The organism is Quadrisphaera sp. GCM10027208, assembly GCF_042658805.1.
Taxonomy (GTDB): domain Bacteria; phylum Actinomycetota; class Actinomycetes; order Actinomycetales; family SCSIO-59966; genus SCSIO-59966.
On sequence record NZ_JBHSRC010000005.1, the window covers coordinates 211529 to 233533 of the forward strand.

Below are 22005 nucleotides of genomic sequence, written 5' to 3' on the forward strand. Positions count from 1 at the left end.
TCACGACGACGTCAGGACGACGTCCGGGTCACTCGACCGTCACGGCCAGGAGGCCTCGATGGCCTCGAGAACGGCCTGGTCGTCCTTGTCGTTGGCGATCCAGTTCGTCATCTCGGTCCAGAAGCTGCCGGCCCCGACCTCACCGGGCATGAGGTCAGAGGCGTCGAACCGGAAGATCGCCTCCTCGTCCTGGAACAGCTCGGCGGAGAGCTGGTCGATCGGCGACTCGAGGTTCGCCGGGTCCAGGCCGGTGTTCGAGCTCACCCAGCCCGGTCCGCTGACCTTCGCCTTCTCGTTCGCCCAGTCGTCCGAGGACAGGTAGGTCTGGAACGCCTGCACGGCCGGCCGGTCCGAGAACGCGGCGGCGAACTCGCCACCGCCGAGCAGCGGCCGGGTGTCGTCCATCGACGGGAGGTAGAACGCGAAGACGTCGCCGTCCTCGGCCACCTCGGTGCCCTCCGGCCAGTTGGCTTGGTAGAAGGACGCCTGACGGTGCATCCAGCACGCGCCGTCGAGGATCGGCAGGCCGGCGTCGCCGAACTCGGTGGAGGCGATGCTCTGGACCCCGCCCAGACCACCGTTGACGTACTCCTCGTTCTTGAGGATCGAGCCGACCTCCGCGAGCGCCTCGGCGATCTGTGGGTCGTCGAACGGGATCTCGTGAGCGACCCACTGGTCGTAGACCTCCGGGCCTGCGGTGCGCAGGACGAGGTCCTCCAGCCAGTCGGTGGCGGGCCAGCCCGTCGCGTCGCCGGACCCGATGCCGGCGCACCACGGCACGCCGCCGTCGGCGACGATCTGGTCGGACAGGTCGATGAGCTCGTCCCAGGTCTGCGGGATCTCGTAGCCGGCCTCCTGGAACATCGAGGGCGAGTACCAGACGAACGACTTGACGTTCGCGCCGATCGGGGCCGCGTAGAAGGTCCCGTCGACCGAGCCGTACTCCTTCCAGTCCTCGTTCCAGAACTCGTCGACGTTGGCCGCGACGCTGTCCGGCGCCGGGACGACCGCGTCGGTGTCACGCACCAGCGTCTGCAGCAGGCCCGGCTGGGGGATGTAGGCGATGTCCGGGGCGTTGCCCGACTGGATCCGGACGATGAGCTGGGCCTCGAACTCGCGGGAGCCCTCGTAGTCGATCTCGGCGCCGGTGCACTCCTCGAACGGCTTGTAGGACTCGATGTGCGGGGCGTCCTCGGGGGAGACGATCGAGGTGTAGACCGAGACGGTCTCCCCCGCCAGGTCGCCGAACTCCTCGAACGCCGAGCAGTCGACCTCGCCGCCGGCCTCGGCGTCGCCGTCTCCGCCGTCGCCGCTGTCGCCGCCGCAGGCGGTCAGGACGAGGGCGATGCCCAGACCGCCCGCGACCGCGGCAGAACGACGTCTGCGCGTACTGAATGCCATGAACCTGGTCCTTCCATCGGGACTGCGGCGGGGTTGCCGCACAGTGCGTCACGAGCCAACTCCCCAGGGCCGTGAGCGGCAAGCAGACTCGTCAACATCGGCGTAACAATCCGGTCACGTGCGCGGTAACTCAGGTCCGGGCCGCCCGACGAGAATGGCCAATCACCGCAGACAGCGACATACCGCCGCACACGGGTGATCGTGACTCGACGAGCGCTCCGACGACTGACTCCGGCACGATGAGGACATGCCACCCACCACGACCGGGCCGAGCGGCAGCACAGGCCCCAGCACGGGCCCCAGCACGGGGCCTCGGGACGACGGGCCGCGGACCCCTCGGGCCATCGCGGACGCCTACGTCGACGAGCTCGTCGAGCTCGACCCGCTGGTCGCCACCTCTCTCGGACGACGTCCCGGCGACGACCGGGCCCCCGACCTGTCGCCGCAGGCCCAGGACGCCAAGGACGACGCCGCCCGCCGGGCACTCGGACGGCTCGCGGCGGCCGAGGCCGCGGGTGCGGCCGAGGACCCCCTGGAGGCGCGGGCCGCCCGGCTGCTGCGGGAGCGGCTCGAGGCCCAGCTCGCCGTCAGTGCTGCTGGTGAGCACCTGCGCCAGGTGCGCAACATCTTCGGACCGCCCCAGGCGGTCCGGCAGCTGTTCTCGATGATGCCGGCGCGCACACCGGAGGACTGGGCGGTCATCGCCCGGCGGATGTCCCGGGTCGACGAGTCCTTCGCCGGGTACGTCGAGTCGCTGCGCGCGGGAGGCCGCCGTGGTCTGTACGCCGCGCCCCGGCAGGTGCGCACGCTCGCCGACCAGCTCGGGGACTGGCTGGACGCCGCCGGCGGTCGGGGCTGGTTCACCGGGTTCGTCGAGGAGGCGCCCGCCGATCTCCCCGAGAGCCTGCGGATCGACCTGAGGCGGGCCGCCGAGTCGGCCAACCGGGCCACGGCCGACCTGCGGGGGGTTCTGCTGCACGAGTACCTGCCGGCCACCGAGGGCACCCCGGACGCCGTCGGCGCCGAGCGTTACCGGCTGCTCGCGCGGCTGTCCACCGGTGCCGACCTCGACCTCGAGGAGGCCTACCACTGGGGCTGGCAGGAGTACCTGCGCCTGGACGCCGAGATGCGCGAGGAGGTCGAGCGCGTCCTACCCGGCGCCACGCCGCTGGAGGCGATGCGGCACCTGGACGCCGAGGGCGAGGTGGTGGAGGGCGTCGAGGAGGTCCGGGAACGGTTGCAGCAGATGCTCGACGGCGCCGTCGCCGACCTCGACGGGACGCACTTCGACATCGCCGAGCCGGTGAAGGTCGTCGAGGCCCGCATCGCCCCACCCGGTAGCGCTGCCGCGCCGTACTACACCCGCCCCACCCTTGACTTCTCCCGGCCGGGCCGTACCTGGCTGCCGACCTTGGGGCAGACCAGGTTCCCGCTGTGGAACCTGGTCTCGACCTGGTACCACGAGGGCGTCCCGGGCCACCACCTGCAGCTGGCCCAGTGGGCGTACGTCGCGCCACAGCTGTCCACCTACCAGACGACGGTCGGCTCGGTCAGCGCGAACACCGAGGGATGGGCCCTGTACGCCGAACGCCTCATGGACGAGCTCGGCTACCTCGCCGACCCAGGCGCCCGGCTGGGCTACCTCGACGCGCAGATGATGCGCGCCGTCCGGGTCGTCATCGACATCGGCATGCACCTGCGGCTCAGCGTGCCGGAGGACTCCACGTTCCACCCCGGGCAGACCTGGACGCCGGAGCTGGCCAGGGAGTTCTTCGGAGCCCACAGCGGGCGTGAGGCCGCGTTCATCGACAGCGAGGTCGTGCGGTACCTGGGCTGGCCCGGGCAGGCGATCAGCTACAAGCTGGGGGAGCGCGCGTGGCTCGCGGGGCGGGAGGAGGCGCGCCGCCGCCGGGGCGAGGACTTCGACCTCAAGGCCTGGCACATGGCCGCCCTGTCGGCCGGGTCCCTGGGCCTGGACGACCTCACCGAGGTGCTCGCCGGCCTGTGAGACGGAGCCGGTCGCGGCGCGCTCAGCGGGGGTCGTGCCGCGGCCGGGCACCGGCCCGCAGCTGGACCAGGGCGTCCCCGTGCACCAGTCGGGCCCGCACGGCCCCGGACGCCGCCCGGCGTGCGAGGGCCGCGATCGGCAGGAGGGCGTGCGACCCGACGAGGACGGCGTTCGCCCACCGCCGGCGCCGTAGCGCCGCGGGTTCGGCGAGCACGGCGACGGACTCGAAAACAGCTGTCGCGGAAGCGATCTCGGCGCGCAGCTCCGCCAGGGTCCCGGGGTCGGCGACGTTCGCCAGGTAGACCCCGCCCGGGCGCAGCACCCGGGCGACGCAGGCCAGGAACTCGGCTGTCGTCAGGTGCGAGGGAGTCCTGGAGCCCGCGAACACGTCCCGGACGACGACGTCCGCGCTGGCGTCCGGACGCCTTGCCAGGCCCTCCCGGGCGTCCCCGGACTGCAGCCGCAGGCGAGGGGAGCGGGGCAGGTCGAACCAGCCGCGGACGAGCCGGTTCAGCTCGGCGTCCAGCTCGACGACGACCTGCCGGGACCCCGGCCGGACGGCGTCCAGGTGCCGGGCCAGGGCGCACCCGCCGCCGCCGAGGTGGACGACGTCGAGCGGCTGGGGAGCCGGGGCGGCCGCGACCTCGACGACGTCCGCCATCCACTGCAGGTACTCGAAGTCCAGGACTGTCGGGTCGCGCAGGTTGACCGGCGAGCTCGGCACCCCGTTGACCCAGACCGTCCACGCGTCGGGGTCGGCGCCGTCGCGGGTCAGGCGCACCGTGCCGGTGTCGACCGGGTACTCGCCCTCCACCGGTCCTGACCGGTCGCTGCGCCCATGGCCGTCACGCTGCCGGCTCCTCATCCCCACCCTCCCCACCCCCACACCCTCCCCTCGCCGTGATCATGCAATCCCGCCACCCTCCGAGCCCCACCCCTCGGTGATCATGCAATCCCGCCACCCTCCGAGGTGGTCTTGGTTGCCATGTCAGCCTCACGTCGGGTGGCGCGCCTCCACCACAGAATGCTGCGCTCAGCACGGCCTGGCCGGCGTGTCGCGCCCACAACCCAGCATTCTGCGAGCGGGTGGGTGGCGGGATTGCATGATCACGAGGGGGGATTGTCGACTGACCACCGAGGGTGGTCGGCTGACGGACCGCCGAGCGCGGACGTGGCGGGAGGTGACGCAGATGACACTAGAGTGACGGCTCGTGAAGATCGGCATCCCGCGCGAGGTCAAGAACAACGAGTACCGGGTGGCCGCCACCCCCTCCGGCGTCCACGAGCTGGTCCGCCACGGTCACCAGGTGTACGTCGAGACGGACGCCGGGACCGGGTCCTCGATCTCCGACGAGGACTTCGCCGGCGCGGGAGCCCAGATCCTGGACTCACCCGACGACGTGTGGGCCGAGGCCGACCTCGTGCTCAAGGTCAAGGAGCCGGTGGCGTCGGAGTACCACCGGATGCGCGAGGGGCAGACTCTCTTCACCTACCTGCACCTGGCCGCCGACGCCCGGCTCACCACCGAGCTCGTCGAGCGCAAGGTGACCGCCATCGCCTACGAGACCGTGGAGCTGCCGGACCACTCGCTGCCGCTGCTCGCCCCGATGAGCGAGGTCGCCGGCCGGCTCGCCCCGCAGGTCGGCGCGCACACCCTGATGCGCGCCCAGGGCGGCCGCGGCGTCCTCATGGGGGGTGTGCCGGGCACCTACGCCGCCAAGGTCGTCGTCATCGGAGCCGGCGTGGCCGGGTTCAACGCGGCCGCCATCGCGCTCGGTATGCAGGCCGAGGTGCTCCTGCTCGACAAGAACGTCGCCCGGCTGCGCCAGGTGGACGCGATCTACCAGGGGCACTGCCAGACGGTCGCGAGCAACACCTACGAGATCGAGCGGGCCGTCCTGGACGCCGACGTCGTCATCGGAGCGGTCCTCGTCCCGGGCGCCAGGGCACCCAAGCTGGTCAGCACCGAGCTGGTCTCCCGGATGAAGCCCGGCAGCGTGCTCGTCGACATCTCCATCGACCAGGGCGGCTGCTTCGAGGACTCCCGCCCGACCACGCACGCGGAGCCCACCTACCGGGTGCACGACTCGGTCTTCTACTGCGTCGCCAACATGCCCGGCGCCGTCCCGCACACCTCCACCTACGCCTTGACGAACGTCACCTTGCCGTACGCCCTGGAGCTGGCCGACAAGGGCTGGCAGCAGGCGATGCGCGACGACGAGCCGCTGTCCCTCGGGCTCAACACCCACGCCGGGGCGGTGACGTACGCCCCGGTCGCGGAGGCCCACGGGCTGGACGCCGTCCCGCTGGCCGAGGTGCTCTCCTGACGAGCCCGCGGCGGCCAGCACCACCGAGCGGCCTGGCCCGCGCGGTGGCCGGCTACCTCGAGCACCTCACCGTCGAGCGGGGACTGTCGGTGAACACCCTCGGCGCCTACCGCCGGGACCTCGAGCGGTACGTGGCGTTCCTGGAGGGACAGGGCCGGCGTGACCCCGGCGACGTCGTGGCCCAGGACGTCAGCGACTTCCTCGCCACCATCCGCACCGGGCAGGACGGCCGCCCGGCGCTGTCCGCCTCGTCGGCGGCGCGCACCGTCGTCGCCGTGCGCGGCCTGCACCGCTTTCTCGCCCTCGAGGGGACGACGGTCGCCGACCCGGCCCGGGACGTCCGCCCGCCGACCCCGCCCAAGCGGCTGCCCAAGGCCATCAGCGTCGCCGCGGTCACCCGGCTGCTCGAGGCCGCGTCGGTCGGCGACACCGCCGCCGCGCTACGGGACCGGGCGCTGCTCGAGCTGCTCTACGGCTCCGGCGCCCGGATCAGCGAGGCCGTCGGGCTGGACGTCGACGACGTGCTCACCGGGGACGACGGGGGCGTCGGCGCCGCCGTGCGGCTCGTCGGCAAGGGCGGCAAGGAGCGGCTGGTGCCGCTCGGGTCCTACGCCGTGCAGGCGCTCGAGGCCTACCTCGTCCGGTCCCGCCCGGTGCTGGCCCGGGCCGGGCGGGGGACCCCGGCGGTCTTCCTCAACAGCCGGGGCGGACGGCTGTCGCGCCAGAGCGCGTGGGCGGTGCTGCGCTCGGCCGCTCAGCGGGCCGGGCTGTCCGAGCACGTCTCCCCGCACACCCTGCGGCACTCCTTCGCCACCCACCTGCTCGAGGGCGGCGCCGACGTCCGGGTGGTCCAGGAGCTCCTCGGACACGCCTCGGTGACGACCACGCAGGTCTACACGCTCGTCACCGTCGACACCCTGCGCGAGGTGTACGCCGCCGCGCACCCGCGGGCCCGCTGACCCGCGGTGCTGCTGGGGTAGGGTCGCTGCGATCTGACCGCCGTCCGAGCAGGAGACGAGAGCACCTGTGAGCAGCAGTGACACCACCGTGGTGCCTGCCGGGGAGACGGTCGGCCCGACCGGCCGCCCACTGCCCGCCTTTCCCGAACCCGCCCCGCTGGCGGGGCACGGTCCGGCTCGGATCATCGCGATGTGCAACCAGAAGGGCGGCGTCGGCAAGACGACGACGACCATCAACCTGGGTGCTGCCCTGGCCGAGTACGGCCGCCGGGTGCTCCTCGTCGACTTCGACCCCCAGGGTGCGCTGTCGGTGGGCCTCGGGGTGAACCCGCACGAGCTCGACCGGACCATCTACAACCTGCTCATGGAGCGCTCCAGCGACGTCCGGGAGGTCATCCGTCCCACCGGGGTCGCCGGACTCGACCTGCTGCCGGCGAACATCGACCTGTCCGCGGCGGAGGTCCAGCTGGTCGGCGAGGTGGCCCGCGAGACGGTGCTCGCCCGGGTGCTGCGCCCGGTGGCCGACGACTACGACGTCGTCCTCATCGACTGCCAGCCCTCCCTGGGCCTGCTGACCGTCAACGCGCTGACCGCCGCCCACGGCGTCGTCATCCCCCTGGAGTGCGAGTTCTTCGCCCTGCGCGGGGTGGCGCTGCTGGTGGAGACCATCGAGAAGGTCCAGGACCGGCTGAACCCCGCGCTGCAGATCGACGGCATCCTGGCCACGATGTACGACTCGCGCACCCTGCACAGCAGGGAGGTGGTCGCCCGGGTCGTGGAGGCGTTCGGCGACCGGGTCTTCCACACCGTCATCGCCCGCACGGTGAAGTTCCCGGACGCGTCCGTCGCCGCGGAGCCGATCACCTCGTACGCGCCCGGCCACCCGGCGGCCGAGTCCTACCGGCAGCTCGCCCGCGAGCTCATCGCCCGTGGTGACGCCGCCTGAGCAGGGGCCGGGCAGCCCCGCCGGACGCTCCTTCGAGGTCCACCTGGAGAACTTCAGCGGGCCGTTCGACCTGCTGCTGTCCCTCATCGCCAAGCACAAGCTCGACATCACCGAGATCGCCCTGGCGACCGTCACCGACGAGTTCGTCGCGCACATCCGCTCGGCCGCCGACGGCGGCTGGGACCTCGGGCAGGCCAGCGAGTTCCTCGTCGTCGCCGCGACCCTGCTGGACCTGAAGGCGGCCCGCCTGCTGCCCGCCGGCGAGGTCGACGACGACGAGGACGTCGCCCGGCTGGAGGCGCGAGACCTGCTCTTCGCGCGGCTGCTGCAGTACCGGGCGTTCAAGCAGGTCGCCGCCTCCCTGGCGGAGCGCCTGGCCACCGAGGGCCGTCGGTACCCGCGGTCGGTGCCGCTCGAGCCGCACCTGGCGAACTTGCTGCCCGAGCTCGTCATGAGCACCACGCCCGAGCAGCTGGCCACCGCGGCAGCGCGGGCGCTGGCACCCCGTCCGCAGCCGGAGGGGGTCAGCCTGGCTCACCTGCACAGTGCTCTGGTCAGCGTCCGGGAGCAGGCGCAGGTCCTCGCCGACCGGTTGCGTCGCAGCCGCCGCACCACCTTCCGCGCGCTCGTCGCCGACGCCTCCTCGACGACGGTCGTCGTCGCCCGCTTCCTCGCGCTGCTCGAGCTGTTCCGCGACGGCGCCGTGGCGTTCGACCAGGTCGAGGCACTGGCGGAGCTCAGCGTCCGCTGGACGGGCAGCGAGGATGGTGACGTCGAGGTGGACGATGAGTTCGACCAGACAGACCCGGACGGCGTGCAGCTCGCCGGCCGGGACGCCGAGCAGGAGGTGGCACCGTGACCGACGCCGGCACGCACAGCGACGCGGCGAACGCGGCAGCACAGGGCGCGACGAGCCGGGCGGCAGGGGAGGACCCGGTGGCCGAGGGCCTCGACCTCGACGTGCTCCCCGGCGGGGCGCGGGCTGCTCTGGAGGCCGTCCTCATGGTGGTCGACGAACCGGTGCCCGTGCTCCAGCTGGCGTCCGCTCTCGTCCTACCCGTGGAGCGGGTGGAGGCGCTCCTGGCCGACCTCGTCGCCGACTACGCCGAGCAGCACCGGGGTTTTGAGCTGAGGGAGGTCGCCGGCGGCTGGCGGATCTTTAGCCGGCCGGACGTCGCCCCGGTGGTCGAGCGGTTCGTCCGTGACGGGCAGACGGCTCGGCTCACCCAGGCCGCCCTGGAGACCCTCGCCGTCGTCGCCTACCGTCAGCCGGTGTCCAGGGCACGAGTGTCTGCGATCCGGGGGGTCAACGTCGACGGCGTGATGCGCACCCTCAGCAGTCGCGGTCTGGTCGAGGAGGCCGGCCACGACCCCGACAGCGGCGCCGTCCTCTACCGGACGACGAGCTACTTCCTCGAGCGGATGGGGCTGACGTCGGTGGACGACCTGCCACCGCTGGCCCCGTACCTGCCCGACGCGGACGTCCTCGAGCAGCTGGCGGGGGAGGAGCGGTGAGCCCGCCCGACGGCCGCGGGCAGGGCCGAGGCGGTCACCGCGGGCGCCCCGCCCGACCCACCGGCCGGCCGTCCGCCGGGCCGGCCAGGCAGCGGGTTCGTCGTCCGGGGCCGGCTCAGCCGGTCGAGCCCGCGGTCGACGTCCACGACCCGGACGGCGTCCGGCTGCAGAAGGTCCTCGCGCACGCCGGGGTCGGGTCCCGGCGGGCCTGCGAGGCGCTCATCGCGGCCGGCCGGGTCACCGTGGACGGCCACGTCGTCACCGAGCTCGGCGTGCGGGTCGACCCCACCACGGCGGTGATCACGGTCGACGGGGTGCGCCTCCAGCTGGACGAGTCCAGGACGTATCTGGCCCTCAACAAGCCTCGCGGCGTGCTGTCCACGATGGAGGACCCGCAGGGCCGGCCGTGCCTGGCCGACCTGCTCGGTGACCGCGGGGAGCGGTTGTTCCACGTCGGCCGTCTGGACGCCGACACCGAGGGTCTGCTGCTGCTGACCAACGACGGCGAGCTCGCCCACCGGCTGCAGCACCCCTCCTACGGCGTCCGCAAGACCTACCTGGCCGAGGTCGAGGGTCGGGTCTCCAAGGACGTCGGTCGCCGGCTGCGGGCCGGGGTCGACCTCGAGGACGGGCCGGTCGCGGTCGACTCCTTCCGGGTGGTGGACGCCGCCGGCGGGCGCACCCTCGTCGAGGTGGTCCTGCACGAGGGCCGCAAGCACGTCGTCCGCCGTCTGCTCGCCGAGGTCGGTCACCCGGTGACGCGCCTGGTGCGCACCGAGGTCGGCCCGGTGCGGCTCGGGGACCTGCGCCCCGGCAGCACCCGGCCGCTGACCCGGGCCGAGCTGAGCGCGCTGCTGCTCGACACCGGGCTGTGACGTCGGTGCGCCGGTGAGGGACGCCGGCGAGCGCGGGGCGCCGTGGTCCGAGTCGTGGTCCGAGTCGTGGTCATGGCGTCTCAGCACGTGGATGCGTCGGTAGGCTCGTCCCGACGGCGGACGACGCGAGGAGGGGTACCGATGGCGGTGCGGGCCATCCGCGGGGCCACTCAGCTCGAGGTGGATGAGCGCGAGCACCTGCTCGAGCGCACCCGCGAGCTGGTCACCCAGGTGCTCGAGGCGAACCGCCTCGACCGGGACGCCCTCATCTCGATCATCTTCACCCTGACCGCCGACCTGCGCAGCGAGTTCCCCGCGCTGGCGGCCCGGGAGCTGGGGCTCGGCGACGTCCCGCTGCTGTGCACGGTCGAGGTCGACGTCCCCGGCGCCCTGCCCCGCGTCGTCCGGCTCATGGCGCACGCGGAGCTGGACGTCCCGCGCAGCCAGGTGCAGCACGTCTACCTGCGCGGCGCCGAGGTGCTGCGCCGGGACCTCGCGCAGTAGGCCGTGACCCCCACCCGGACCCGCGGGCCGGTGCGCGTCGTCGGCACCGGGCTGCTCGGCACGTCCGTCGGCCTGGCCCTGGCGACGCGCGGGGTCGACGTCCTGCTGGCTGACCCCTCGCCGTCCGCCGTGGCTCTGGCTCGTGACCTCGGCGCCGGCCGACCCGCGACCGACGACGACCCCCCGCCGGCCCTCGTCGTCGTCGCCGCACCGCCGGACGTCACGGGAGACGTCGTCGCCGACGAGCTGGCGCGCTGGCCGGACGCCGTCGTCACCGACGTCGCGAGCGTGAAGGCCGGTCCGCTGCGCCAGGTCGCCGACCGCGGCGGTGACCTGGCCCGCTACGTCCCCGGGCACCCCCTGGCGGGGCGCGAGCGCGGCGGCGCGGTCGCGGCACGCGCGGACCTGTTCGCCGGCCGGCCGTGGGTCGTCGTCCCCGGTGCGGACCAGGCTGCCGTGCGCCGGGTCGAGGACCTCGTTACCGACATCGGCGCGACCCCCGTGGCGCTGTCGGCGGCGGCGCACGACGAGGCCGTCGCGATCGTCTCGCACGTCCCCCAGGTCGCGGCGAGCCTCGTGGCGGCCCGTCTGCGCGACGCCCCTGCCGAGGCCGTCGCCCTGGCCGGTCAGGGGCTGCGGGACGTCACCCGGATCGCCGCCAGCGACCCCGCCCTGTGGGTGCAGATCCTCGGCGGGAACGCCGCCCCGGTTCGCCGGGTGCTCGGCGCGCTGCGCGACGACCTCGACGTCGTCCTGGACGCCCTGGACCGGCTGGCCGGCGGCGGTGCGGACGACGCGGGGGCCGCCGCGGGGGACGGCGGCCCGGCGGTCGGCGCGAGTGCCGCGCTCGCCGCTCTGGTGGCCGCCGGCAACGACGGGCACGCGCGCATACCCGGCAAGCACGGGGCGCCGCCCACGCCGTACGCCGTCGTCACGGTCGTCGTCCCGGACCGGCCTGGTGAGCTCGGGCGGCTGTTCTCCGACATGGGGGAGATCGGGGTCAACCTCGAGGACCTGCGTCTGGAGCACTCTCCGGGGCAGCCGGTGGGTCTGGCTGAGCTGTCGGTGGTACCCGCCGCCCGGGAGCGGCTCGAGACCGCCCTGAGCCACCGCGGCTGGGTCGTCCACTCCTCCCCTCGCTGATCACTCGAACACCCCTTCGGTGATCATGCAATCCCGCCACCCCTGTCTGTGCTGGTGGAACAGCTGCATCACGCCTTACGAGGGTGGCGGGATTGCATGATCACGGGGGAGGGGGCCGGGTGGAGACAGACGGGGGAGGGGGTGGGGGCGTACTCCACTAGGCTCGGCACAGCCCCCACCGAACCGTCGAGGAGTCGCACGTGCCCGCCCTGCAGCGCCGCATCGTCGTCGCGATCGACGGTCCGTCCGGCTCGGGCAAGTCGACGGTCAGCCGTGAGGTGGCCCGCAGGCTCGGGCTCGCGTACCTCGACACCGGGGCGATGTACCGGGCGGTGTGCTGGTGGTGCCTCGAGCGGGGCATCGACCTGACCGACGTCGAGGCCGTCGCGCAGGAGGCCCGCCGCCTGCCCCTGCAGATGGGGACCGACCCGGCCGGTCCCCGGGTCCTCGTCGACGGTCAGGACGTCGGCGCCGCCATCCGGGAGAGCCGGATCTCCCGGCAGGTCAGCCTGGTCGCCACGAACCTCGCCGTCCGCGCCGAGCTCGTCCGCCGGCAGCAGGAGATCATCGCCGCGGCCACGGCCGGCATCGTCGCGGAGGGCCGGGACATCACCACGGTCGTCGCGCCGGACGCCGACGTGCGGGTGCTGCTCACCGCCGACGAGGAGGCGCGACTGGCCCGCCGCGCCCTCGAGCTGCACGGCCACAGCGCCCAGGAGGCGCTGGCCGCCACCCGGGACGAGGTGCTGCGCCGCGACCGCGACGACGCCACCGTCTCCACCTTCCACGTAGCAGCCGACGGGGTCGTCACCGTGGACACCTCGACCCTCACCCTCGAGCAGGCGGTGGACGCCGTCCTCCAGGTCGTCGCCGACCGCACCGGAGAGCCCCGATGACCGACCCGAACGACGCCGCCGACCCGACAGAGGCCTTGCGCGCCGGGCTGGAGGACTACGAGCTCGACGAGTCCGACATCTCGCTGCTCGACGCCGCACCGGAGGACCTGCCCGGCGCTGACGCCGGCCCGCTGCCGGTGCTCGCCGTCGTCGGGCGCCCCAACGTCGGCAAGTCGTCCCTGGTCAACCGCATCCTCGGACGGCGGGAGGCCGTCGTCGAGGACGTCCCCGGGGTCACCCGGGACCGGGTGACCTACCCCGCGACGTGGGCCGGGCGCAGCTTCACGGTGATGGACACCGGCGGCTGGGAGGTGGACGTCGCGGGCCTCGACGCCCGGGTGGCCGAGCAGGCGGAGATCGCCGTCGAGCTGGCGGACGCCGTCCTGTTCGTCGTCGACGCCACGGTGGGACCGACGAGCACCGACGAGTCCGTGGTCCGGCTGCTGCGCCGCAGCGGCAAGCCCGTGCTGCTGGTGGCGAACAAGGTGGACGACGAGCGCGGGGAGCTGGAGGCCGCGTCGCTGTGGTCGCTGGGCCTCGGGCAGCCGCACCCCGTGTCCGCCCTGCACGGGCGCGGCTCGGGGGACCTGCTGGACGCCGTCCTGGAGGTGCTGCCGCAGACCCCCCGCGAGCGGCTCGGTCCGGTCGCCGGGGGGCCGCGGCGGGTGGCCCTCGTCGGCCGGCCGAACGTCGGCAAGTCCAGCCTGCTCAACCGCCTCGCCGGCAGCGAGCGGGTCGTCGTCGACGCCACCGCGGGCACCACCCGGGACCCGGTCGACGAGCTCGTCGAGCTCGGTGGGCGCACGTGGCAGCTCGTCGACACCGCCGGCATCCGTCGCCGGGTCCACCAGACCCGCGGCGCAGACTTCTACGCATCGCTGCGCACCCAGGCCGCTTTGGAGAAGGCCGAGGTGGCCGTCGTCCTCATCGACGCCAGCGAGACCCTGACCGAGCAGGACACCCGGATCATCTCGATGGTCGTCGAGGCGGGGCGGGCGCTGGTCATCGCCTACAACAAGTGGGACCTGCTCGACGACGAGCGCCGCCACTACCTCGAGCGGGAGATCGAGCGGGACCTCGTTCAGGTGCAGTGGGCGCCCCGGGTCAACGTCTCGGCCCGGACGGGCCGGCACGTCGAGCGGCTGGTGCCGGCGCTCGACACGGCGCTGGAGTCGTGGGACGCCCGGGTCCCGACCGGCCGGCTCAACGCGTTCCTCGGTGAGCTCGTGGCGGCCCACCCGCACCCGGTCCGTGGTGGCAAGCAGCCGCGGATCCTGTTCGCCACCCAGGCCGCCACCCGGCCGCCCCGGTTCGTGATCTTCGCCTCCGGCTTCCTCGAGGCGGGGTACCGCCGCTTCATCGAGCGCCGGCTGCGCGAGACGTTCGGGTTCACCGGGACGCCGATCGAGGTGTCCGTGCGGGTGCGGGAGAAGCGCCGCGGCCGTCCCGGTCGCTGACCCTTCCAGGCAGGAGCGCGCTCGGTTCGGCACCTCACGCCACAGCGTCGGGCTGGCGGGATTTGAACCCACGACCCCCTGACCCCCAGTCAGGTGCGCTACCAAGCTGCGCCACAGCCCGCGACGGCCGGAATGCTACACGTCCGCCACGCCGTCCCTCGCCGGGACGGGAGACGCTGGTGAGCCGTCACGTACCCTGGGGCGCGCCGGCCCGTCGCTGGCCCGCGCCGAGACGCACACACGCAAACAGCCACACACAACACAGCCACACCACGACCACCCAGGGGGACCTGCCTGTGCCTGCCCGCCCCGGCCTCGTCGCCACGGCCGTCTGCGCCGCGCTGACCCTCGCCGCCTGCAGCGGCGGGGCAGCCGCCCAGGAGGCCGTGGGCACGCCCGAGCCGGCCGGGACCCCCACCAGGCCCCCTGTGACCGCTCCCGCCGCTCCGGCCGCGGCCGCCGTCCCCGCGGACGCCGTGGTGACCGCCGAGCCGGTGCCGACCGGGACGGCGACCCTCGCCGTCGCCGGCGACGTCCACTTCGAGGGCGTGTCCGGCCGAGCCCTCACCGAGGGCATCGGCCCGGCCACCGACCTGCTCGCCGCCGCCGACCTCGCCGTGGTGAACCTCGAGACCGCCGTCACCGACCGTGGCACCCCGGCGCCCAAGACGTACCTCTTCCGCACCGACGACCGCGCCTTCGACGTCCTCGCCGACGCGGGGGTGGACGCCGTCTCCCTCGCCAACAACCACGCGATGGACTACGGGGTCCTCGGGCTCCACGACACCCTCACCGCCGCCGAGGACGCCGGCGTCCAGGTGATCGGCGCCGGCCGCGACGAGGACGCCGCGTACGCGCCGCTGCGGACGACGGTCGACGGGCTCGACGTGTCCGTGCTCGCAGTCACCGACGTCCTCGACACGTTCGCGATCGACGCCTGGGTGGCTCGCGGGGACCGGCCGGGGATGGCCTCCGCCAAGGGCACGGACGAGGCCCGGCTGCTGCGCGCCGTCCGGCAGGAGGCGGCGACCGCGGACGTCGTCGTCGTCGTCGCCCACTGGGGCCGCGAGTACGAGGCCTGCCCCACCGACCGCCAGATCCAGCTCGCCGACGCGCTGGCCGAGGCCGGCGCGGACGCCGTCGTCGGCAGCCACGCCCACGTCCCGCTGCCGGCCGAGCGGCGTCCGGACGGGGTCTACGTCCACTACGGCCTGGGAAACTTCGTGTTCTACGCCTTCCGCGAGCCGGCCCGGTCCTCCGGGGTGCTGACCCTGGAGGTCGGCGCCGACGGCGTCCAGGACGCCCGCTGGCAGCCGATGCGGATCACCGACGGCCTGCCGTACCCCACCGGCCCCCAGCAGGACGCCGCCGCAGGGTGGGCGCCTCCCGGTTCCACGTGCTGACTGGCATAGGCTGCGCACGTCAGTGGGGGTGAGCATCAGGAGGTCCCAGCTCGTGGATGCCGCGACGACGGACCGGGTGCTGACGATCCCGAACGCCCTGAGCCTGCTCCGCCTGCTGCTCGTCCCGGTGTTCGCCGTCCTCATCGTCGCCGAGCAGGACGGCTGGGCGCTGCTCGTCCTCGCCGTGTCCGGGCTCACCGACTGGTTGGACGGCTACCTCGCCCGTCGGTGGCAGCAGATCTCCAGGGTCGGGCAGCTCCTCGACCCGGCCGCCGACCGGCTCTACATCCTGTCCACCCTCCTCGGCCTCGCCTGGCGGGACCTCATCCCGTGGTGGCTGGTGGCCCTCATCGTCTCCCGCGACGTGCTGCTGGCGCTGACCATGCCGGTGCTCGCGCGGCACGGCTACGGGCCACTGCCCGTGCACTTCCTCGGCAAGGCCGCGACGTTCAACCTGCTCTACGCCTTCCCGCTGATCCTGCTGGGGGAGTGGCCGGGCCTCGTCGGCGACGTTGCCCGCCCCCTCGGCTGGGCGTTCGCCTGGTGGGGGACGGGACTGTACTGGTGGGCCGGCCTGCTCTACCTGCGTCAGATGCGCCTGCTGCTCGCCGGCACCCGCGTCGGCGAGCCTGCGTGAGGGCCGGCCGGTGAGCACCCCGACCCGTCGCCGCGACGACTCGATGTCGTTGCTGACCGAGGTGATGGAGAACCCCCTCGACCCCGGGTACGCCCTCGCGGCGCAGGACCGCCGAGAAGGCCGGGTGCCCCCCACCCGCGGCCGGCGCCTGGTGCTGTGGACCCTCGCCGCGGTCGTCACCGGGACGCTGCTCGGCGCGGCCGTGCTCGACCTGCGCCGTCCCGAGCCCGGGGACGCCCGCACCATCCTGCTCGAGGAGATCTCCGCCCGGTCCGAGCACGCCGACGAGACCCGCGAGCGTGTCGACGCGCTGCGTGCCGAGGTGGAGGCACTGCAGGCCGAGGCCCTGCAGGGGGAGCCCGAGGTGCTCGAGCTGGCTCGCCGGCTGTCCCAGGACGCCGGCGTCGTCCCGGTCACCGGGCCCGGCCTCGTCGTCACCCTGGACGACGCCTCCCGGGTCCGGGACCCGCTCGCCGAGGACCCCCGGGAGAGCGACGCCGAGGACGACCGCGTCGTGGACGCCGACGTGCAGGTCACGGTGAACGGGCTGTGGGAGGCCGGCGCCGAGGCGATCGCCGTCAACGACCAGCGACTGACGTCGCTGTCGGCGATCCGGTCCGCCGGCGGCGCCGTCCTCGTCGGCTTCCGGCCGCTGCAGCCCCCCTACCGCGTCCAGGCCATCGGCGACCCGGCCGCGCTGCGCACCGGTCTCGCCGAGTCCTCCGCCGCCAGCTACCTCGCGTTCGTCCAGGACCGGTACGGGCTGCGGGTGTCGGTCCAGGAGGAGGACCACCTGGAGCTGCCCGGCACCGGCACGCTGCGGCTGCGGTACGCCGAGGTGCCCGACGGCGCCGCGGCGCAGGGCGCCGGTGAGACGATGGACCCCACGGAGGTGAGCTCGTGATCCCGGCGCTCGGACTGCTCGTCGGTATCGTCCTGGGCCTGGTCTTCCAGCCAGCGGTGCCGGTCGCCTTGCAGCCGTACCTGCCCATCGCCGTCGTCGCCGCCCTCGACGCGGTGTTCGGCGGGTTCCGCGCAGTCCTCGACGGGATCTTCGACGACCGGGTGTTCGTCGTGTCGTTCCTGTCCAACGTCGTCGTCGCCGCCCTCATCGTCTACCTCGGCGACCAGCTCGGCGTCGGCGCCCAGCTCTCCACCGGCGTCGTCGTCGTCCTCGGCATCCGGATCTTCTCCAACGCCGCGGCCATCCGCCGGCACCTGTTCCGGGCATGAGCACCACCGGCGCCCCGCAGGACCCTCAGCGGTCCCAGGCCTGGCAGCGGCTCGCGGAGAGCCTGCGGCCCCGGGCCTCACGCGGCCAGCTCCTCGCCGGCCTGCTCCTCGGCCTGCTCGGGTTCGCCCTCGTCGTCCAGGTGGGGTCCACGGACGAGGCCGACCTGTCCACGCTGCGCCAGTCCGACCTCGTGCGCATCCTCGACGACGTCACCGAGCGGTCCGACCGGCTGGACGAGGAGGCCGCTGAGCTCGCCGCGACGCGGGACGAGCTGCTCTCCGGCAGTGACAGCCGTGAGGCCGCCCGGCTGCAGGCCCAGGAGCGGGTCGAGGTGCTGTCCATCCTCGCCGGCACCGCTCCGGCCCGGGGGCCGGGAATTCACCTGACCCTGCGCGGGGACGGCGTGGACGCCCGGCTCGTCGTCGACGTCGTCCAGGAGCTGCGGGACGCCGGGGCCGAGGCGATCCAGGTCAACGACGTGCGCGTGGTCGCGAGCACGCCGTTCGTCGACCTGCCGGGCGGCCGGCTCGAGGTGGACGGCAGAGTCGTGGAGCAGCCGTACGTGTTCCGGGCGATCGGCGACCCGCAGACGCTGGCGACCGCGATGTCCTTCCCCGACGGGGTGGTGGACAAGGTCGAGCGCGACGGCAGCGCGGTCGTCACCCAGCACGACGAGGTGCTGATCGACGCGTTGCGGCCGCTCGAGGAGCCTCAGTACGCTCGCCCGGCCGAGCCGGTGGCCCCCCCTCCGCCGCCGTCCCCGTAGAACAGTCCGTAGAACAGTCCGTAGAGCAGTCCGTAGAGCAGTCCCCGCAGACAGGAGCAGCCCCGACATGGCCCAGTTCGAGTACCCGGAGGACCTGCGGTACACCGCCGAGCACGAGTGGGTCCGCCGCGCCGGGGACGTCGTTCGGGTCGGCATCACCGCCTACGCCCAGGACGCGCTCGGGGACATCGTCTACCTGCAGCTGCCGGCCGTCGGGGACGTCGTCAACGCGGGCAGCCCCTGCGGGGAGATCGAGTCGACCAAGAGCGTGAGTGACGTCTACGCGCCTGTCGACGGGACGGTCACCGCGGTCAACGACGCCGTGGACGCCAGCCCTGAGCTCGTCAACTCCGACCCGTACGGCGACGGGTGGCTGTTCGAGCTGCAGCCCCAGGACCCGGCCGCGCTCGACGGGCTGCTCGACGCCGACGGGTACCGCCAGAGCCTGTCCTGACCGCACCGGGACAGCAGCCGCGACGACGACGTCGCACGTCTACCTCGACCCTCCAGGCGAGGGTTAGGGTGTGCCGCACCACGGCGTGAGCCGACGAGACAGGGGGAGGAGGTCGTGATGGCGTCCGAGGACGACCCGGCCGCGGCAGAACCGCCCGCAGAGCCCCAGGCAGAACCGCCCGCAGAGCCCCAGCGGTCCGGGCCCGACACCACGGTGTCCTGGGGTGGTTCCGCCGCCGAGGGGGAGGCCGAGCAGACCACGCTCTCGCGCGACGAGCAGCGGGCCGTCGACGCCCTGCCGCCCGGCTCGGCGCTCCTTGTCGTGAGCCGCGGCCCGAACGCGGGGGCCCGCTTCCTGCTGGACTCCGACCGCACCACCGCCGGCCGTCACCCCGCCTCGGACATCTTCCTCGACGACGTCACCGTCTCCCGCAAGCACGCCGAGTTCCTCCGCGAGGGCGACCGGTTCCGTCTGCGCGACGTCGGCAGCCTCAACGGCACGTACGTCAACCGCGACCGGGTGGACGACGTCCTGCTCGCGGCCGGGGACGAGGTCCAGGTCGGCAAGTTCCGGATGACCTTCCACCCCCACCGTCACGCCACCGGTGGCACCGCGCAGTGAGTACGGCCGCCTCCCGCCGGGCCGCCGGTCGCGGCGAACCCCGGCTGCACACCATCGGTGAGGTGCTCGCCGCCCTGCAGCCCGACTTCCCGGACGTCACCCACTCCAAGATCCGGTTCCTGGAGGACCAGGGGCTCGTGGAGCCCCAGCGGACGCCGTCCGGCTACCGCAAGTTCTCCCCCCAGGACGTCGAACGGCTCCGGCTCGTGCTCGCGCTGCAACGGGACCGGTACCTGCCGCTGCGGGTGATCCGGGAGTACCTCGACGCCCTCGACCGGGGCCTGGAGCCACCGGAGCTGCCGGGGGGCGCACCGCGTGCCCCCCGCGTGGTGCCGGACCACTCCACTCCGGGCCCGGAGAGGTTCGCGCCCGCGGCCCGCCGGCTGCGGCTCACCCGCGCCGAGCTGTGCGAGGCCGCCGGGGCCGACGAGGACCTCCTCACCGCGCTGGAGAGCTACGGGCTGGTGTCCGCCGGCTCGGGCGGCTGGTACGACGCCGACGACCTGGAGGTGGCGACGGTGGCGGCCGAGCTGCGCGGTTTCGGGATCGAGGCCCGGCACCTGCGCCCGTTCCGCACCGCGGCCGACCGGGAGGTCGGCCTGGTCGAGCAGGTCGTCAGCCCGTTGCGCCGGCAGCGGCAGGCCGGTGCGGGTGCCCGCGCCGACGAGGTGGCACGGGAGATCTCGGCGCTGTGCGTCCGGCTGCACGCCACGCTGGTGCGTAGCGCCCTCGGCGGGCCCAACGGGTGACCCCGTCGCCGGGCTGCCGCCGGGGGGTTACCGTGGGCTCGTGCGAGAGCTCGACGTCGTCGGTGTGAGGGTGGAGATGCCCTCGAACAACCCCATCGTGCTGCTGCGGGAGCGGGACGGGGACCGCTACCTGCCGATCTGGATCGGCGTCCCGGAGGCGAGCGCCATCGCCTTCGCCCAGCAGGGCGTCGTCCCGCCCCGGCCGCTGACCCACGACCTGCTCAAGGACGTCATCGAGGCGGTCGGTCGCACCCTCGAGCGGGTGGACATCGTCGACGTCCGGGACAACGTCTACTACGCCGAGCTGGTGCTCGACGGCGGGCTCACCGTCAGCTCGCGCACCTCCGACGCGATCGCGCTGGCGCTGCGGGTGGGCTGTCCCATCCTCGGCGCCGAGAGCGTGCTGGACGCCGGCGGCATCCCGGTGCCCGAGGAGGACGAGGACGAGGTGGAGAAGTTCCGCGAGTTCCTCGACCAGGTCAGTGCCGAGGACTTCGAGTCCCCGCCGGGCGGAGAGCAGACCTCAGGTTGAGGTCGAAGGTCACCTGTCCGGCGACACGCCCGCCGCGAGGAACGCCGCCTCGTTGACCCGCCCCCCCACCGGCCGTACCGTGCGAGCACAGACAGCGTCCCGACACCGCCCCGCCGCCGCACCTGCCGGTGGGACCTCGTGCCAGGACAGGACAGGGAGGTCGGCGTGAGCGGCACCGACGCGACGGGCGACACGGCGCGCGGCGTGCCCGTACGGACGCAGGGACTCCTCTTCGACGACGACCTGCCGGTCCTCGACGAGGACTCCGGCTACCGCGGGCCGACCGCCTGCAAGGCCGCCGGCATCACCTACCGGCAGCTCGACTACTGGGCCCGGACCGGGCTGGTGCAGCCGAGCATCCGTCCCGCGACGGGCTCGGGCACCCAGCGGCTCTACAGCTTCCGCGACATCCTCGTGCTCAAGGTCGTCAAGCGGCTCCTGGACACCGGGGTGTCCCTCCAGCAGATCCGGACGGCGGTCGCCCACCTGCGCGAGCGCGGGGTGGAGGACCTGGCCCAGATCACCCTGATGAGCGACGGCGCCAGCGTCTACGAGTGCACCTCCGCCGACGAGGTCGTCGACCTGGTCCAGGGCGGTCAGGGCGTCTTCGGGATCGCCGTGGGCCGGGTGTGGCGGGAGGTCGAGGGCTCCCTGGCCGCGCTACCCAGCGAGCGCGCCGGCGAGGAGCCGCCCGCGGACCACCCCGGCGACGAGCTCGCCGTCCGGCGCAGCCGGCGCACCGGCTGAGAACCAGCTCACTCCGGCCGGCGCCGGCGCTGACGCACCCGCAGCACCCGGCCCAGGAGCTGGTCGAACAGACCGGCCAGCTCGGCGGCCCCGTGGCCCGGGTACTCGTGGAGCGGTTTTGAGCTCCCCTGGGCCTGCTGCAGCGCGCTGCGCTCGGGCACCATGGGGGAGAGCACCAGCGGTCCGAACAGCCCCTTGAGCTCGCTGAGCCGGTAGTCGTGCTCGCTCGAGCGGCTGCGCACCCGGTTCACCAGGATCCCGAGCGGCTGCAGGTCCGGCGCCGGGCCCTGGCGCAGGTCGGCGACCGCCCGCAGCGCTCCGTCTGCCGCGTTGAGGGCGAACAGGCCCGGCTCGGTGACGACGAGGGCCCGGTCCGCCGCGGCCAGGCCGGCCCGGGTCAGGCCGCCGAGGGACGGCGGGCAGTCGACGATGACGAGCCGGTAGTCGTCCTCGAGGTGCGCCAGGGCGTTGCCGAGTCGGTGCAACCGCCGGCCGTGCAGCTCCGGGACGTCGTGGGTCGCGGTCCGGGGGCCGCCGGGCAGGACGTGCACCACCCCGTCGCCGTCCAGGGCGGCGTCCCAGCCGCTGACCCGGACCGCTCGGCGGACGACGGAGGAACGGGAGGACTGCAGGACGTCCGCGGTCTGGCCGCCGCCGGCGTCCTCGACCTCGCGCAGGTCGACTGCGAGACCGGTGGTCGCGTCCCCCTGGGGGTCCAGGTCGACGACGAGAGTGCGTACCCCGCGGTGCCGGGCTGCGGAGGCCAGCCCGAGTGCGACCGACGTCTTGCCCACCCCGCCCTTGAGGCTGACGACGCTCAGAACCAGCACG

The 22005-nt window shown here is 73.8% G+C and carries 24 protein-coding genes and 1 tRNA gene; 21 read left to right on the forward strand and 4 right to left on the reverse strand.

The annotated features are described in order from the left end of the window. Positions 1-39: 39 nt before the first annotated feature. Positions 40-1401 (reverse strand): ABC transporter substrate-binding protein, encoded by a 1362-nt coding sequence (locus tag ACFP6A_RS10220; RefSeq protein WP_379603411.1) that lies wholly within the window; start codon positions 1399-1401, stop codon positions 40-42. Between the two features lie 247 nt (positions 1402-1648). Between ACFP6A_RS10220 and ACFP6A_RS10225 the strand changes: the two genes are divergently transcribed. Next, a complete protein-coding gene (locus ACFP6A_RS10225; RefSeq protein WP_379603412.1) occupies positions 1649-3409 on the forward strand; it encodes a DUF885 domain-containing protein in 1761 nt (586 codons plus the stop codon). A 22-nt stretch (positions 3410-3431) separates the two neighbouring features. Here ACFP6A_RS10225 and ACFP6A_RS10230 read toward each other — a convergent pair whose 3' ends face one another. Next, positions 3432-4274: a spermidine synthase gene (locus tag ACFP6A_RS10230; protein ID WP_379603413.1), complete on the reverse strand. Its 843-nt coding sequence runs from the start codon at positions 4272-4274 to the stop codon at positions 3432-3434. A gap of 346 nt (positions 4275-4620) precedes the next feature. Between ACFP6A_RS10230 and ald the strand changes: the two genes are divergently transcribed. The 10 genes from ald (at position 4621) to der (ending at position 14031) form a co-directional block, all read left to right on the forward strand. Continuing rightward, positions 4621-5736: an alanine dehydrogenase gene (gene ald, locus ACFP6A_RS10235; RefSeq protein ID WP_379603414.1), complete on the forward strand. Its 1116-nt coding sequence runs from the start codon at positions 4621-4623 to the stop codon at positions 5734-5736. Next, entirely contained in the window at positions 5733-6695 is a 963-nt protein-coding gene (gene xerD, locus ACFP6A_RS10240) for a site-specific tyrosine recombinase XerD (protein WP_379603498.1), read from the forward strand. The genes ald and xerD overlap by 4 nt, the downstream gene beginning before the upstream one ends. A 67-nt stretch (positions 6696-6762) precedes the next feature. Next, positions 6763-7641, forward strand: coding sequence for a ParA family protein (locus ACFP6A_RS10245; RefSeq protein ID WP_379603415.1), 879 nt, complete (start codon positions 6763-6765; stop codon positions 7639-7641). Further along, on the forward strand, positions 7625-8500 hold the full coding sequence (locus tag ACFP6A_RS10250; RefSeq protein WP_379603416.1) for a segregation and condensation protein A: 876 nt from the start codon (positions 7625-7627) through the stop codon (positions 8498-8500). Before ACFP6A_RS10245 ends, ACFP6A_RS10250 begins: the two co-directional genes overlap by 17 nt. After that, complete coding sequence (gene scpB, locus ACFP6A_RS10255) at positions 8497-9156, forward strand: SMC-Scp complex subunit ScpB (protein WP_379603417.1); 660 nt, start codon at positions 8497-8499, stop codon at positions 9154-9156. Before ACFP6A_RS10250 ends, scpB begins: the two co-directional genes overlap by 4 nt. Then, on the forward strand, positions 9153-10031 hold the full coding sequence (locus ACFP6A_RS10260; protein WP_379603418.1) for a pseudouridine synthase: 879 nt from the start codon (positions 9153-9155) through the stop codon (positions 10029-10031). The genes scpB and ACFP6A_RS10260 overlap by 4 nt, the downstream gene beginning before the upstream one ends. Positions 10032-10172: 141 nt before the next feature. Then, complete coding sequence (gene aroH / locus ACFP6A_RS10265; protein ID WP_379603419.1) at positions 10173-10535, forward strand: chorismate mutase; 363 nt, start codon at positions 10173-10175, stop codon at positions 10533-10535. A gap of 3 nt (positions 10536-10538) precedes the next feature. Further along, positions 10539-11678 (forward strand): prephenate dehydrogenase, encoded by a 1140-nt coding sequence (locus ACFP6A_RS10270; RefSeq protein ID WP_379603420.1) that lies wholly within the window; start codon positions 10539-10541, stop codon positions 11676-11678. 200 nt (positions 11679-11878) lie between these two features. Next, a complete protein-coding gene (gene cmk / locus ACFP6A_RS10275; protein WP_379603421.1) occupies positions 11879-12574 on the forward strand; it encodes a (d)CMP kinase in 696 nt (231 codons plus the stop codon). Further along, positions 12571-14031 (forward strand): ribosome biogenesis GTPase Der, encoded by a 1461-nt coding sequence (der, locus tag ACFP6A_RS10280; RefSeq protein ID WP_379603422.1) that lies wholly within the window; start codon positions 12571-12573, stop codon positions 14029-14031. Before cmk ends, der begins: the two co-directional genes overlap by 4 nt. A 47-nt stretch (positions 14032-14078) precedes the next feature. Here der and ACFP6A_RS10285 read toward each other — a convergent pair. Continuing rightward, positions 14079-14152: transfer RNA gene (locus ACFP6A_RS10285), tRNA-Pro, on the reverse strand. A 175-nt stretch (positions 14153-14327) separates the two neighbouring features. Between ACFP6A_RS10285 and ACFP6A_RS10290 the strand changes: the two genes are divergently transcribed. From ACFP6A_RS10290 to ACFP6A_RS10335, 10 genes are all read left to right on the forward strand, one after another. Then, positions 14328-15434 (forward strand): CapA family protein, encoded by a 1107-nt coding sequence (locus tag ACFP6A_RS10290; protein WP_379603423.1) that lies wholly within the window; start codon positions 14328-14330, stop codon positions 15432-15434. A 34-nt stretch (positions 15435-15468) separates the two neighbouring features. After that, positions 15469-16071, forward strand: coding sequence for a CDP-alcohol phosphatidyltransferase family protein (locus ACFP6A_RS10295; protein WP_379603499.1), 603 nt, complete (start codon positions 15469-15471; stop codon positions 16069-16071). Between the two features lie 10 nt (positions 16072-16081). After that, the gene (locus tag ACFP6A_RS10300; protein ID WP_379603424.1) at positions 16082-16975 is read left to right on the forward strand and encodes a DUF881 domain-containing protein; all 894 of its coding nucleotides are present in this window, start codon (positions 16082-16084) and stop codon (positions 16973-16975) included. Continuing rightward, positions 16972-17304: a small basic family protein gene (locus tag ACFP6A_RS10305; RefSeq protein ID WP_379603425.1), complete on the forward strand. Its 333-nt coding sequence runs from the start codon at positions 16972-16974 to the stop codon at positions 17302-17304. Before ACFP6A_RS10300 ends, ACFP6A_RS10305 begins: the two co-directional genes overlap by 4 nt. Continuing rightward, a complete protein-coding gene (locus ACFP6A_RS10310; RefSeq protein ID WP_379603426.1) occupies positions 17301-18071 on the forward strand; it encodes a DUF881 domain-containing protein in 771 nt (256 codons plus the stop codon). The genes ACFP6A_RS10305 and ACFP6A_RS10310 overlap by 4 nt, the downstream gene beginning before the upstream one ends. Positions 18072-18138: 67 nt before the next feature. After that, on the forward strand, positions 18139-18525 hold the full coding sequence (gcvH, locus tag ACFP6A_RS10315; protein WP_379603427.1) for a glycine cleavage system protein GcvH: 387 nt from the start codon (positions 18139-18141) through the stop codon (positions 18523-18525). A 117-nt stretch (positions 18526-18642) separates the two neighbouring features. Further along, positions 18643-19146, forward strand: coding sequence for an FHA domain-containing protein (locus ACFP6A_RS10320; RefSeq protein WP_379603428.1), 504 nt, complete (start codon positions 18643-18645; stop codon positions 19144-19146). Then, positions 19143-19895: a MerR family transcriptional regulator gene (locus tag ACFP6A_RS10325; protein ID WP_379603429.1), complete on the forward strand. Its 753-nt coding sequence runs from the start codon at positions 19143-19145 to the stop codon at positions 19893-19895. The genes ACFP6A_RS10320 and ACFP6A_RS10325 overlap by 4 nt, the downstream gene beginning before the upstream one ends. Before the next feature lie 40 nt (positions 19896-19935). Next, positions 19936-20427: a bifunctional nuclease family protein gene (locus tag ACFP6A_RS10330; protein WP_379603430.1), complete on the forward strand. Its 492-nt coding sequence runs from the start codon at positions 19936-19938 to the stop codon at positions 20425-20427. 165 nt (positions 20428-20592) lie between these two features. After that, positions 20593-21174: a MerR family transcriptional regulator gene (locus ACFP6A_RS10335; protein WP_379603431.1), complete on the forward strand. Its 582-nt coding sequence runs from the start codon at positions 20593-20595 to the stop codon at positions 21172-21174. Between the two features lie 8 nt (positions 21175-21182). On the opposite strand, the gene ACFP6A_RS10340 is transcribed toward ACFP6A_RS10335, so the two are convergent. Further along, the gene (locus ACFP6A_RS10340) at positions 21183-22004 is read right to left on the reverse strand and encodes a ParA family protein (protein ID WP_379603432.1); all 822 of its coding nucleotides are present in this window, start codon (positions 22002-22004) and stop codon (positions 21183-21185) included. Between the last annotated feature and the right edge of the window lies 1 nt (position 22005).

Bases quoted from the DNA above. Each gene is read 5' to 3' on its own strand.
- aroH (WP_379603419.1), top strand. From the start codon at position 10,173: ATGGCGGTGCGGGCCATCCGCGGGGCCACTCAGCTCGAGGTGGATGAG.
- gcvH (WP_379603427.1), top strand. From the start codon at position 18,139: ATGGCCCAGTTCGAGTACCCGGAGGACCTGCGGTACACCGCCGAGCAC.
- ACFP6A_RS10320 (WP_379603428.1), top strand. From the start codon at position 18,643: ATGGCGTCCGAGGACGACCCGGCCGCGGCAGAACCGCCCGCAGAGCCC.
- ACFP6A_RS10230 (WP_379603413.1), bottom strand. From the start codon at position 4,274: ATGAGGAGCCGGCAGCGTGACGGCCATGGGCGCAGCGACCGGTCAGGA.
- der (WP_379603422.1), top strand. From the start codon at position 12,571: ATGACCGACCCGAACGACGCCGCCGACCCGACAGAGGCCTTGCGCGCC.
- ACFP6A_RS10310 (WP_379603426.1), top strand. From the start codon at position 17,301: ATGAGCACCACCGGCGCCCCGCAGGACCCTCAGCGGTCCCAGGCCTGG.
- ACFP6A_RS10225 (WP_379603412.1), top strand. From the start codon at position 1,649: ATGCCACCCACCACGACCGGGCCGAGCGGCAGCACAGGCCCCAGCACG.
- ACFP6A_RS10220 (WP_379603411.1), bottom strand. From the start codon at position 1,401: ATGGCATTCAGTACGCGCAGACGTCGTTCTGCCGCGGTCGCGGGCGGT.